The organism is Cellulosimicrobium sp. SH8 (assembly GCF_025818875.1).
GTDB lineage: Bacteria > Actinomycetota > Actinomycetes > Actinomycetales > Cellulomonadaceae > Cellulosimicrobium > Cellulosimicrobium cellulans_D.
Genome location: NZ_JAMXMH010000006.1, coordinates 236,897 through 249,350 on the forward strand (window position 1 = coordinate 236,897; position 12,454 = coordinate 249,350).

The 12,454-nt window shown below is 74.0% G+C and carries 13 protein-coding genes; 5 read left to right on the plus strand and 8 right to left on the minus strand.

The genetic code is table 11. The features are described 5' to 3' along the window. Positions 1 to 27: 27 nt before the first annotated feature. The 3 genes from NF338_RS10605 to NF338_RS10615 all read right to left on the minus strand — a co-directional run bounded on the left by NF338_RS10605 (position 28) and on the right by NF338_RS10615 (position 2,170). On the minus strand, positions 28 to 453 hold the full coding sequence (locus NF338_RS10605; RefSeq protein WP_264030732.1) for a carboxymuconolactone decarboxylase family protein: 426 nt from the start codon (positions 451 to 453) through the stop codon (positions 28 to 30). Between the two features lie 70 nt (positions 454 to 523). Next, the gene (locus NF338_RS10610; protein WP_264030733.1) at positions 524 to 1,453 is read right to left on the minus strand and encodes a GNAT family N-acetyltransferase; all 930 of its coding nucleotides are present in this window, start codon (positions 1,451 to 1,453) and stop codon (positions 524 to 526) included. Between the two features lie 60 nt (positions 1,454 to 1,513). Beyond that, positions 1,514 to 2,170 carry a GNAT family N-acetyltransferase gene (locus NF338_RS10615; protein ID WP_264030734.1) on the minus strand — a complete coding sequence of 219 codons (657 nt, stop codon included), beginning with the start codon at positions 2,168 to 2,170 and terminating at the stop codon, positions 1,514 to 1,516. A gap of 73 nt (positions 2,171 to 2,243) precedes the next feature. On the opposite strand from NF338_RS10615, the gene NF338_RS10620 reads away from it, so the two are divergent. Both NF338_RS10620 and ybaK read left to right on the plus strand, forming a co-directional pair. Further along, on the plus strand, positions 2,244 to 2,969 hold the full coding sequence (locus tag NF338_RS10620; protein ID WP_264030735.1) for a VIT family protein: 726 nt from the start codon (positions 2,244 to 2,246) through the stop codon (positions 2,967 to 2,969). A 25-nt stretch (positions 2,970 to 2,994) separates the two neighbouring features. Then, entirely contained in the window at positions 2,995 to 3,498 is a 504-nt protein-coding gene (gene ybaK / locus NF338_RS10625; RefSeq protein ID WP_264030736.1) for a Cys-tRNA(Pro) deacylase, read from the plus strand. Positions 3,499 to 3,534: 36 nt separating this feature from the next. Here ybaK and NF338_RS10630 read toward each other — a convergent pair whose 3' ends face one another. After that, positions 3,535 to 3,933, minus strand: a complete 399-nt coding sequence (locus tag NF338_RS10630) for a YccF domain-containing protein (protein WP_047232538.1) — start codon at positions 3,931 to 3,933, stop codon at positions 3,535 to 3,537. 110 nt (positions 3,934 to 4,043) lie between these two features. On the opposite strand from NF338_RS10630, the gene NF338_RS10635 reads away from it, so the two are divergent. Next, positions 4,044 to 4,790 (plus strand): YggS family pyridoxal phosphate-dependent enzyme, encoded by a 747-nt coding sequence (locus NF338_RS10635; protein WP_264030737.1) that lies wholly within the window; start codon positions 4,044 to 4,046, stop codon positions 4,788 to 4,790. Positions 4,791 to 4,863: 73 nt separating this feature from the next. Here the strand turns inward: NF338_RS10635 and NF338_RS10640 are convergent, their stop codons facing one another. Beyond that, positions 4,864 to 5,913 (minus strand): biotin/lipoate A/B protein ligase family protein, encoded by a 1,050-nt coding sequence (locus NF338_RS10640; RefSeq protein WP_264030738.1) that lies wholly within the window; start codon positions 5,911 to 5,913, stop codon positions 4,864 to 4,866. 68 nt (positions 5,914 to 5,981) lie between these two features. Then, positions 5,982 to 7,640, minus strand: coding sequence for a citramalate synthase (gene cimA / locus NF338_RS10645; RefSeq protein WP_264030739.1), 1,659 nt, complete (start codon positions 7,638 to 7,640; stop codon positions 5,982 to 5,984). A 337-nt stretch (positions 7,641 to 7,977) separates the two neighbouring features. Between cimA and NF338_RS10650 the strand changes: the two genes are divergently transcribed. Continuing rightward, positions 7,978 to 8,568 carry a hypothetical protein gene (locus NF338_RS10650; protein WP_087472440.1) on the plus strand — a complete coding sequence of 197 codons (591 nt, stop codon included), beginning with the start codon at positions 7,978 to 7,980 and terminating at the stop codon, positions 8,566 to 8,568. A gap of 108 nt (positions 8,569 to 8,676) precedes the next feature. Here the strand turns inward: NF338_RS10650 and NF338_RS10655 are convergent, their stop codons facing one another. Continuing rightward, entirely contained in the window at positions 8,677 to 9,810 is a 1,134-nt protein-coding gene (locus tag NF338_RS10655; RefSeq protein ID WP_264030740.1) for a branched-chain amino acid aminotransferase, read from the minus strand. 208 nt (positions 9,811 to 10,018) lie between these two features. Then, positions 10,019 to 11,062, minus strand: coding sequence for a 3-isopropylmalate dehydrogenase (locus NF338_RS10660; protein ID WP_264030741.1), 1,044 nt, complete (start codon positions 11,060 to 11,062; stop codon positions 10,019 to 10,021). Positions 11,063 to 11,193: 131 nt separating this feature from the next. Between NF338_RS10660 and NF338_RS10665 the strand changes: the two genes are divergently transcribed. After that, positions 11,194 to 12,411, plus strand: a complete 1,218-nt coding sequence (locus NF338_RS10665) for an ROK family transcriptional regulator (RefSeq protein WP_264030742.1) — start codon at positions 11,194 to 11,196, stop codon at positions 12,409 to 12,411. Positions 12,412 to 12,454 lie beyond the last annotated feature (43 nt).

Here is a 12,454-nt window from a genome sequence, read left to right on the forward strand (position 1 = left end):
TCCCGGGAACCCCCGGGCCCCGCCCGCTCAGTCGACCGACAGCAGCCCGCGCTCGGCGAAGACCTGCTTCGCCACGGCAGTCGCGTTGAGCGCCCGCGGGAAGCCGCAGTAGACCGCGGACTGCAGGAGCGCCTCGACGATCTCGGCCGGCGTGAGGCCGACGTCGAGAGCGGTGCGCACGTGGATCTCGAGCTGGGGCTCGCACCCGCCGAGGGCGCTGAGCATCCCGAGCGTGACGAGCTGCCGGTCGCGCGGCTCCAGGTGCGGGCGCGCATAGATCTCCCCGTACGCCCAGGCCGAGATCTGGTGCTCGAGCTCGGGCGAGACGTCCGCGAGCGCCTCCGCGAGGACGGCGCCCGCCGTCGCGTTGACCGCGCCGAACACTCCTCTCCCGTGCTCGTAGCGCTCCGCGCGTGTGGTCGGTCGGTCGTCCGTGAAGTTCCCCTGCGTCACGCCGAGCAGCGTAAGGGACGGGGCGTGACCTGCGCCGACGGTCTCACTCCCGGCGCCGCGGGCGGTGCGGTCAGCCAGCCTCGCGCCGCCGGTCGAACCGCTCCGGCAGGTGGGTGAAGCCCGCGGAGACGTACGTGGCGACGCCCCCGACGTTGGACGCAGGCGTCGCGACGAGCGCGCTCGAGGCGCCCAGCTCGCGGAGCGCCGCCAGGCCGGCGAGGGTGACCGCCCGGCCGAGGCCTCGGCCGCGGCGGTCGGCGTGCACCCCCATGGGCTCGATCAGCCCGGGTCGGCCCGGGCCGGCCGACCACACGCCGATCACCGCCACGGCGGGCCCCAGGCCGACGTCCGCCGCCTCGCCGTCGGACGGGCCGCGAACGGGCTGGCCGCCGTCGGGCGGGCCGTCGTGCACGACGAGGCAGCGCGCGTCGGCGTACGGGAGCCCGGTCGCCAGGGTGTGCCAGCGCTCCGGCGCGGCCCGCGTCCCGCCGAACGCCGAGCGGAGCGTCTCTGCCCACGCGGGGGCGTGCGGCGGACCCACCTCACGCACCCGGACCCCCGGGTCCTCGACCGGGGCGGCCAGGTCGCGGCGCAGGAGCGCCCACCGCTCGTCGACGCGCCAGCCCGCGGCGGACAGGTGCTCGTCCACGAGGGCTCCCACCGGCGCCTCGACCGACGCCCCGCCCTCCCCCAGCACGCCGCGCTCGGGTCGACCGGCGTCGTCGGCGAGGCGGCGCGCGAGCTCGTCGTCGCGTTGCAGGTCCGGCGCGATCCCCAGGCGGAGCAGGTCGGGGCCGTCGAGCAGCCCGACGGCGACCACTCGTCCCTCGCGGCGCCACGTCCGCACCGCCGCGGCGGTCGCCGGAGCGCCGAACCGCCAGTACCAGCCCACGTCGCCGGGATGGAGCTGCAGCGGCGCGGCGTCGTCCTGCCACGAGCGGAGCACGTCGACGACCTCGCCCAGCTCGTCGACCCCGGGGGTGCGCGTCTCGATCGTCATGGGTCGATCAGACACCACGTCGCGCGCGCCGGTCGCCTCTATTCGCCGGGCGGCGGTGCCTCACCCGTCCGCGGGACGCAGGTCGAGGCGCATGACCCGGCGTCGCGTCGTCGGGCGCGCCACCTCCACCAGGCCCGCCGCACGGAACGCCTGGACGCTGCCGACCGAGTTCTCTCCCCAGGTGATCGGTGCGCCGGCCGGGTCGAGGATCGGGTATCCCTCGACCGCCGTCGCACCGTGCTCGCGCGCGTACCCGACGGCGGCCCGCGCGAGGTCGTACGTCAGCCCCAAACCGCGCAAGCCCGCGCGCACCACGAAGCACGCGACGGCCCACACGCCCGCGTCGTCCTTGTCCTGCGTGTCGCCCGCCGCACGCCCCGACCACGGGACCGGGCTCCCCCGCAGGCGCCGGTAGGTCGGGCGCGGTCCGACCGCGACCCAGCCCGCGGGCTCACCGTCGAGGAACGCGACGAGGCCGCTCGTGGTCGGCGCTCCCGGGTCGTCGCAGCTCGTCTGCTCGTGCAGGAGCCGGGCCCGCTCCTCGGGCGGCGTCCGGTACCAGACTCGGTCGCCGAGCACCTGGCGCTGGCACCAGCAGGTCGCGGGATAGCCGCGCTCGCCGAACACGGTCGCGAGCTCGTCCCACGTCACCGTGTTGGCCGGGCGCACGACGACGGCCCCGGTCGCCCCGGGGAGCGTCGTGCCGCGCGTCGCCACGTCCCGACGCTACGCCGACGCCGCGCTCCCCGCTCCCGGTCGCGGCGCGCGCGCAGGCCCCTACGGTGAACCCATGAGCGACGCACCGCGCACCGGCCGGCACCCCGGCGAGCCCCACCATCCCGAGAGCACCGGGTCACGCCTCAACCGCCTGCGCGCCGGGGTCCTGGGCGCGAACGACGGCATCGTGTCGACGGCGGGCGTCGTCGTCGGCGTCGCGGCGACAAGCACGTCGATCCCCGTCATCGCGACGGCGGGCGGGGCGGCGCTCCTCGCGGGCGCGCTGTCCATGGCAGCGGGCGAGTACGTCTCCGTGAGCACGCAGCGCGACACCGAGAAGGCGCTGCTCGCGACCGAGCGGCGCGAGCTCGCCGAGATGCCGGACGCCGAGCTCGAGGAGCTCACGGGGATCTACGAGGCGAAGGGGCTGACGCCGGACCTCGCGCGCCAGGTCGCCGTCCAGCTCACCGAGCGCGACCCGCTCGCCGCGCACGCCGACGCCGAGCTGCACATCGACCCCGACGAGCTCACCAGCCCGTGGGAGGCCGCGGTCGCCTCCATCGTGTCGTTCACGGTGGGCGGCCTGCTGCCGCTCGCGGCGATCCTCCTCGCGCCGGCGACCATCCGCATCCCGCTCACGTTCGTCGCCGTCGTGCTCGCGCTCGTGCTCACGGGCTGGGGCTCCGCGCGCCTCGGGAACGCGCCGACCCGACGCGCCACGGTCCGGACCGTCGTCGGCGGCGCGGTCGCGATGGGCGTGACCTACGCGATCGGGTCGCTGCTCGACGTCAACGTCTAGCCGGTCGCTGCGGCAGAATCGGCCCGTGGCCAAGAAGTCGAAGTCGTCCGCGCACGCCGGCACGCCCGCGGTCGCGCTCCTCGAGCGCGAGGGCGTCGCCCACACGCTGCACCCGTACGAGCACGACCCGTCGAGCGACCTGTCGTACGGCCTGGAGGCCGCGGCGGCGATCGGGGTGCCGGCGGAGCAGGTGTTCAAGACCTTGTTCGCCGTGGTCGACGGCGGCGCGCTCGTCGTGGGGATCGTGCCGGTCGACCGCCAGCTCGACCTCAAGGCCCTCGCCAAGGCGGCGGGCGGCAAGAAGGCGAGCATGGCCGAGCCGGCCGCGGCCGAGCGCGCGACGGGCTACGTCGTCGGCGGTATCTCGCCCCTGGGCCAGAAGCAGCGCCACCGCACGTTCCTCGACGACACCGCGCTTGCGTTCGACACGGTCTACGTCTCGGGCGGCCGCCGCGGCCTCGACGTCGGTCTCGCGCCGTCGGACCTCCTGCGCCTCACGGACGGCACCGCCGCCCCCCTCGCGAGATAGAGGCCTGGTCGTACCGGGCCTCTGTCTCGCGGTCGGTCAGCGCTGGTAGGCGGTGTACGGGGCGTCGGTCGGGACGATGTCCTTGCCGAGCGGCAGGAGCGAGACCGGGATCATCTTGAGGTTCGCGATCCCGAGCGGGATGCCGATGATCGAGACAAACAGCGGGATCGCGGTGACGACGTGCCCGATCGCGAGCCAGATGCCGGCCACGACCACCCAGATGACGTTCCCGATCGTCGACCACGCGCCCGCGGTCGGCTTGTCGACGACCGTGCGGCCGAACGGCCACAGCGCGTAGCCCGCGATGCGGAACGACGCGATGCCGAACGGGATCGTGACGATGAGGATGCAGCAGATGATGCCCGCCAGGACGTAGCCCAGGGCGAGCCAGAGCCCGGCGAACACGAGCCAGATGATGTTGAGCAGTGTCTTCACGGCACCGTCCTTTCACCCACCATTCTCGCCGACCAGACCGCCGGTGCCGATCCGGGACCACCCTGAGACGACCCGGATCTCGGGCGCCCCTGCCGACCTAGACTGACCGCATGCCCCTCCCCGAGCCGTCGTCCGTGCTGCCCGCGCAGATCGCGCAGAACCTCGCCCGGGTGCGGACCCGGGTCGACGACGCAGCCCGCGCGGCCGGGCGCGCGCCGTCGGACGTGCGGCTGCTCGTGGCGACCAAGACGCAGCCCGCGGACGCCGTGCGCGCGGTCGTCGAGGCGGGCGCGGACCTGATCGGCGAGAACCGCGTGCAGGAGCTCGTCGCCAAGGCGCCCGACCTCGCCGACCTCGTGGCCGCGGGGCGCGTCGAGGTCCACATGATCGGCCACCTGCAGCGCAACAAGGTCAACCAGGTGCTCGCGACGGCCACGGGCGTCGAGAGCGTGGACTCGCTCGCGCTCGCCGAGGCGCTCGCGGCGCGCTCCGCGCGCGACGGCCGGGTGCTCGACGTCCTCGTCCAGGTCAACGTCTCCGGCGAGGAGTCCAAGTCGGGCGTCCGGCACGACGACGCCCCCGCCCTCGCGACCGCCGTCGCCGCGCTCGAGGGTCTGCGCCTGCGGGGCTTCATGACGATCGGCGCGAACTCGCCGGACGAGACGGTGGTGCGTGCGGGCTTCGCGCGCCTGCGCCAGGTGCGCGACGCCGTCGTGACCTCGGGCGCTCCCGGGACCGGAGACGCGCGCGAGCTGTCGATGGGCATGAGCGGCGACCTGGAGCTCGCGATCGCCGAGGGCGCGACGATCGTCCGCGTCGGCACCGCCGTCTTCGGCCCGCGCCCCACGCCGAGGTAGAACTCGCGGTCGCGACGTAGAGCTCCGGGAGCTCTACCTCGCGACCGGCGGCTCTACCTCACGGGTGACGGCGTCACGGGACGCGAGCGGTCCACTCCGGCGTCGAGAACTTCGTGCGCGCGAGCTCCTGCGCGCGCTCGCGCTCCTCCGGCGTGACCTTGCCCTCGACCGTGCGGTAGCGCGACCGGAAGTGCGCCTTGAACGCGTCGATGACGTCCTCGCGCGCCATGCCCGTCTGCGAGCGCACCGGGTCGACGCGCTTGTTCGCGCTCGTCGTGCCCTTGTCCGAGAGCTTCTCGCGGCCGATCCGCAGCACCTCGAGCATCTTGTCGGCGTCGATGTCGTACGCCATCGTCACGTGGTGGAGCACCGCTCCCCCACGGAGCCGCTTCTGCGCCGCCCCCGCGATCTTGCCCGCGGGCGACGCGATGTCGTTGAGCGGCTTGTACGTCGCCTCGACGCCGACGTCCGCGAGCGCGCCGAGCACCCAGTCGTCGAGGAACGCGTACGAGCGCTCGAAGCTCAGCCCCTCCACGAGGGAGCCCGGGACGTAGAGCGAGTAGGTGATGGTGTTCCCCGGCTCGACGAACATCGCGCCCCCGCCGGAGATGCGGCGCACGACCGTCACGCCGTGACGCTCCGCGCCCTCCGGGTCCACCTCGTTGCGCAGCGACTGGAACGAGCCGATGATCACGGCGGGCGACGCCCACTCCCAGATCCGCAGCGTCGGGCCCCGGCGACCGGCGTCGAGCTCCTCCGTGAGCACCTGGTCGAGCGCGAGGTGCATCGCCGGCTCCTCCGGGCCCTCGTGCACGATCTCGAAGGTGTGGTCGCCCCAGCCCGTCGCGTGCCCGAGGGCTCGCCGGACGGCGATGGCCACGGCCTCCGGCGAGAAGCCGATCATCGTGACGTCCTCGCCGAGCGCACCCTGGACGGCGCTCGCGAGCTGCGCGACCGTCGCCGTCTCCGGCATGCCCGTCAGCGCGCCGTCGATGTCCTCGAGCGCGTCGTCCGGCTCGAGGAAGAAGTCGCCGCTCACCGCGACGCGGGCGAGCCGCCCGCCCTCCACCTCGACGTCGACCGCTACGAGCTTGCCACCAGGGACCTTGTACTCACCACGCACCCGTCCACCCTAAGCCCGCGGGGCGGCGGCTCGGCGGGAGACGTCGGTCACGACCGTCCGGCGACGGCTCAGCGAGGGTCGACCCCCGCGTGGACGAGGCCGTAGATCGCGGAGTCGGTCAACGCCTCCCAGGCCGCCTCGATGAGGTTCGGCCCGACGCCGACCGTCGACCACGACGTCGAGCCGTCGGTCGTCTCGATGAGCACGCGCGTGATCGCGTCCGTGCCCTGCTCGGTGTCGAGGATGCGGACCTTGAAGTCGATGAGCTCGAACACGTCGATCTCGGGGTAGACGCGGCCGAGGGCGAGCCGCAGGGCGTGGTCGAGCGCGTTGACGGGTCCGTTGCCCTCGCCGGTCGTGACGATGCGCTCGCCCCCGGCGTGGAGCTTGACGGTCGCCTCGGCCGTGGCCTCGGTACCGCGCGACCCGGCCCGCTCGACGATCGTGCGCCAGCTCTCGACGCGGAAGTACGGGGGGCGCTCACCCGTGATCTCCTCGCGGAGCAGCAGCTCGAACGAGGCGTCCGCCGCCTCGTAGGTGTACCCGTTGGCCTCGTCGTCCTTGACCCGGTTGGTCACGCGCGTGAGGAGCTCGCCCTGACCGGACAGGTCGAAGCCGAGCTCGCGGCCCTTGAGCTCGATCGACGCGCGGCCCGCCATGTCGGAGACGAGCATGCGGATGTCGTTGCCGACCGCGGTCGGGTCGATGTGCTGGTAGAGGTCGGGGTCGACCTTGATCGCGCTCGCGTGCAGGCCGGCCTTGTGCGCGAACGCGCTCGCGCCGACGTACGGCTGGCGCGCGTACGGGGAGATGTTGGTGATCTCGCTGATCGCGTGGGAGATGCGCGTGGACTCCTCCAGGCCCTCCCCGGTCAGGGTCCGCAGCCCGTGCTTGAGCTCGAGGTTCGCGACGACCGTGAGGAGGTCGACGTTGCCCGTCCGCTCCCCGTACCCGTTGACCGTCCCCTGCACGTGGGCCGCGCCCGCCTCGACGGCCGCGAGGGTGTTCGCCACGGCGCAGCCCGAGTCGTTGTGCGCGTGCATGCCGAGCAGCGCGTCGCCCGGGAGCGCGTCGCGCCCGTGCGGGAGCCCGACGGCGTCGCGCAGCTCCTCGACGACCTCGACGACCCAGATCGGCAGCATCCCGCCGTTGGTGTCGCACAGGGCCACGACCTCGGCCCCCGCCTCGAACGCGGCCTGCACGGCGGACCGCGTGAACGCCGCGTCGTACCGGTAGCCGTCGAAGAAGTGCTCCGCGTCGACGACGACCCGGCGGCCCTCGCCCACGAGGAACGACACGGTGTCGGTGATCATCGCGAGGCCCTCGTCGGGCGTCGTGCGCAGCGCGCGCTCGACGTGCCGGACGTCGGACTTGGCGACGAGCGTCACGACCGGCGCCTCGGAGTCGACGAGCGCCCGCACCTGCGGGTCGTCCCACGCGCGCAGGCCGGCCTTGCGGGTCGAGCCGAACGCCGCGAGCACGGCGTGGCGCAGGTCGAGCTCCTTGGCCGCACGGCGGAAGAACTCCGTGTCCTTGGGGACCGCACCGGGCCAGCCGCCCTCGATGAACCCGACGCCGAGCTCGTCGAGCAGCGGCGCGATGGCGAGCTTGTCGGCGACGGAGAGGTTCATGCCCTCCTGCTGCGCGCCGTCGCGCAGGGTCGTGTCGTAGACGTGGAAGACCCGGGCCTCGCGGGGGCCGGTCAGGGGGGTCGTCGCCGAGGTCATGGTGCCTCTTCCTGCCGTTCGTCGTGTCGCGGACGCCGCTGCGTCCGTCCCTCTGGTCCGTCTCCCAGGACGCCGGGTGGGGCCCTCGTGAGGCGGGTGGCCCGGCATCCGTGCCGCCGGGCGGGGGTGGTGCCCAGCAACAAAAAGACCCCCCGAGGGTGCGGGAGGTCTGCGCGTCCGGTGAGTGCTACCGGGCGCGCTACTCGATAATGAGCTGGGAGACGAGGTGTGTCACAGGGCACATGGTGCCACAGGTTCCGCGAGGATGGACACGAGCGTCCATCCACCGAGCCGCCCACCGCCCTCGGGCGCGGCGGCGACCGACCGAGGAGTGACGATGAGCGACCCGACGCCGGGCGGCTACGACCCGCAGAACCCCCCGACGCGCCGGTATGGGCAGCCGCCCGTGCCGCAGCACGCCCAGCCACCCGCGATCCCCCCGACGGACCCGCAGGCCGGGTTCCCGGAACCACGGCCTCCGGTCAATCCCGCGGACCCCCGCCTCGCGGTCGAGGCGGGCCGGTTCTGGGCGGGCGCCGCGGCGACGGCGCTCGTCGCCGCGCTCATCGGGATGCTCGGCGTGATCATCTTCGAGCGCATCTTCGCGATCACGCTCGTCCCGCCGCCCGACCTGTTCGGCACGGGGTCGCGCCAGGCGGCGTGGGCGATCGACGGCGCGATCCTCGCCGTCCTCGCGGCGGGGGTCCTGCACCTGCTCATCCTCAGCACCCCGCGCCCCCGCGCGTTCTTCGGCTGGATCATGGCGCTCGTCATCGTGGTGATCGCGGTGCTCCCGTTCGCCTGGTCGAGCGACGTCACCGCGGCGGCCCTGTCCGGACTCATCAACCTGCTCATCGGTATCGCGGTCTGGTCGTTGCTCGCGGGCGTCGCCGGGCGCACCATCGTCGTGCGGCCGGCGACGGTCTGAGGCTCCGCGCGTCGGCCCGCGGCGCGCGCTCTGCCCACCGACGACGACGGGGCGCACCTCCCGCAGGAGGTGCGCCCCGTCGTCGTGCAGGGTGCGGAGTGCCGCGCCTCAGGCGAGCCGGCGCAGCCAGCCGTGGCGGTCGGCCGCGCGCCCGGTCTGGATGTCCGTGAGCTCGGCGCGGACCGCCATCGTGAGCGTCCCGGCCTCGCCGCCACCGATGGTGTGGTCGAAGTCGGAGCCCGCGAGGCGGCCGATCGGCGTGATGACGGCGGCCGTGCCGCACGCGAACACCTCGGTCACGGAGCCGTCCCGGATCCCGGCGAGGACGTCGGTGAGCGGGATGCGACGCTCCACCACGTCGTGCCCGCGGTCGGTGAGGAGGCGGATGATCGACGAGCGCGTCACGCCCTCGAGGATCGAGCCGCTGAGCTCGGGAGTCTCGACCGAGCCGTCCGCCTTGACGACGAACACGTTCATGCCGCCGAGCTCCTCGAGGAACGTGCGCGTCCCGGAGTCGAGGAAGCACACCTGCTCGCACCCGTGCTGCTGCGCGACCACCTGCGGGAGCAGGCTGGAGGCGTAGTTGCCGCCGCACTTCGCGTCACCGGTGCCGCCGGCGCCGGCGCGGCTGTACTCGCGGTCGACCCAGATCGACACGGGCTTCACGCCGCCCGAGAAGTAGGGACCGACCGGGGACGCGATCACCAGGTACTCGGCCTCGAGCGACGGGCGCACGCCGAGGAACGCCTCCGACGCGTACATGAACGGACGCAGGTACAGGCTCGCCTCCTCGCCCGACGGGACCCAGTCCACGTCGGTGCGCACGAGCGCGGTGATCGAGCCGACGAAGTCGTCGACCGAGAGCGCGGGCAGTGCGAGCCGGTGCGCCGAGCGCGCGAAGCGCGCCGCGTTCGCCTCGGGGCGGAACGTCCACACCGAGCCGTCGGCGTGGCGGTACGCCTTCATGCCCTCGAAGATCTCCTGCGCGTAGTGCAGGACGGCGGTCGCCGGGTCCAGCAGGAGGGGGCCGTACTTCTCGATGCGGCGGTCGACCCACCCGTCGGTCGAGTTCCAGCTGATCCGCGCCATGTGGTCCGTGAAGACCGTGCCGAACTTCGGGGCCGCAATCGCGGCCTCGCGCTCGGCGGGCGGCGTCGGGGCGTCCGTCGGGCGGACGTCGAACAGGGCGATGAGGTCCTCCTCCGAGGAGGACGGCTGGTGCTGCGCTGCGAGGGTGCTCATCATGAGGCCTTTCACCTGGCGACCCGGGTGGTCTCCGCCTAGTTTTCCACGACCGTACGGCTCGTGCGGCGATCCGCGCGAGGGCACGACGACGGCAGGGCGTCACCGGGTCAGAACGGGAGGGATCCGGTCCTGGGGCGATGACGACCGAGGTGCGGGGACTGCGGGCGAACCGGTGCCCGGGTCCGTGCAGGACCCGGGCGGCGTGTCAGCCGGCGACGCGAGCGGCGAGCTCGCGGCCCACCTCGGCCGTCGAGCGTACTCGGCCGCCCCGCTCGGCGAGGTCGGCCGCGACGGCCGCCTCGACGCGCTTCGCCTCGTCGCCGAGGCCCAGGTGGTCGAGGAGCAGCGCGACCGACAGCACCGTGGCGGTCGGGTCGGCCTTGCCCTGCCCGGCGATGTCCGGTGCCGAGCCGTGCACCGGCTCGAACATCGACGGCGCGGTGCGGTCCGGGTTGATGTTCGCGGACGCGGCGAGGCCGATACCGCCCGTGATCGCGGCGGCCTGGTCCGTGAGGATGTCGCCGAAGAGGTTGTCCGTGACGATGACGTCGAACCGCGACGGCTTCGTCGTGAGGAAGATCGTGGCGGCGTCGACGTGCAGGTAGTCCGTCGTGACGTCGGGGAACTCCGCGTTGACGGCCTCGACCGTCCGGCGCCACAGGTGGCCCGCGTGCACGAGGACGTTGTGCTTGTGCACGAGCGTCAGGTGCTTGCGCGGGCGCGCCTGGGCGCGGGCGAACGCGTCGCGCACGACGCGCTCGACGCCGAACGCCGTGTTGAGGGAGACCTCGGTCGCGATCTCGTGGGGCGTGCCGGTGCGCAGCGAGCCGCCGTTGCCGACGTACGGGCCCTCGGTGCCCTCGCGCACCACGACGAAGTCGATCTCGCCCGGGTCGGCGAGGGGCGAGGTGACGCCCGGGTACAGCTTGCCCGGGCGCAGGTTCACGTAGTGGTCGAGCGCGAAGCGGAGCTTGAGCAGCAGACCGCGCTCGAGCACGCCCGACGGGACGCTGGGGTCGCCGATCGCGCCCAGGAGGATCGCGTCGTGGCCGCGGATCGCCTCGAGGTCCGCGTCGGTGAGCGTCTCGCCCGTCGCGTGCCAGCGGCGCGCACCCAGGTCGAACGGCGTCGTGGAGACCTTCACGTCCGAGCCGGCCACGGCGGCCTCGAGCACGGCGAGGCCCTGCTCGACGACCTCGGTCCCGATGCCGTCCCCGGCCACGACTGCCAGATCAATGGTGCGCGTCATGCGGTGAGCGTACGCCGCCGCGCCACCCCTCGGGACGACGGTCTCACGTCTCGGACCGCGCCCGAGTTGCGCGCGCCGCGTCGAGCGTGCACTATTAGGAAACTTTCCTAAAGCCCGTTCGAAGGAACGCCATGACCGCGCCCCCCTCGTCGAGGATCCCCGGCACGCCGGGGCTGCTCCGCACGATCAACGATCGCGCGGCGCTCGAGCTCCTCCTCGACGCCGGACCGCTCACCCGGTCCCAGATCGGCGACAGCACGGGAGTGTCCCGACCGACGGCCTCGCAGATCGTCGCACGGCTCGAGCAGTCGGGTCTCATCGAACCGACCGGCTCCGTGCAGGGTGCGCGCGGGCCGCAGGCGACACAGTACGCCGCACGCACCGACGTCCTCGTCGGGCTCGCGCTCGACGTCGTGCCCGACGGCGTGCGGGCGAGCGTCGTCGACGCGCTCGGCCGGACGCTCGGCGAGACCATCGTCACCGCCGGCCCCGACCGCGCGGCCGCGACCGACGTCCGCACGGCGCGCGACGAGGCCTGCGCGGACGCGGGCATCCCGGTCGGGCGCGTGGCGACCGCCGTCGTCGGCGTCCAGGCGGCCGTCGCCCCGCGCACCGGCGACATCGCCCTCGTCGGCGAGCTGCCGGGCTGGCCGCGCGAGGGCCTGCGGGGCCACCTCGAGGACGCCCTCGGCATCGACGTACGCGTCGAGAACGACGTGAACCTCGCCGCGATCGCCGAGCGCGACGCCGGTCGGGACGAGCAGAGCTTCGCCCTGCTGTGGCTCGGCGAGGGCATCGGCATGGGCGCGTGGCTCGACGGCCGCGTCCACCACGGCACCACGGGCGGCGCCGGCGAGATCGGCTACCTCCCGGTCCCCGCCACCGGGGTCGACGACTCCGTCAACGTGCAGGACCTCGTCGGAGGCCTGCGGCTCGTCGAGCTCTGCGCCCGGACGGGCGTCCCCGGGGTCACGGAGGCCACCCCCTACGCCGCGGCCGTCGCCGCCGTCCGGGAGCACCGCGACACCGACGCCGTCCACGCGCTCGTGCAGGACCTCGCCCGCCGCGTCGCGATCGTGCTCCAGCCCGTCGTGGCGATCCTCGAGCCCGACGCCGTCGTGCTCGGCGGACCGACGGGCGTCGCGTGCGGCGCGGCGCTCGCCGAGGCCACGGCCGCCGTGCTCCGCGACACCGACCAGCGCACGGGCGCGGTCCTCGCGAGCGCCGTCCCCGAGCTCGCGGTCCTGCGCGGGGCGCGCTCCGTCGTCGCGCAGGACGTGCGCACGCTCCTGCTCGCCGCGGCGGGTCGACCGGACCACCCGGTCGGCACGTCACCAGTCCCGGGGTAGTTCCTCTTCACCTGCCCCGCGAGCGGTGGCCGTCCGACCGTGG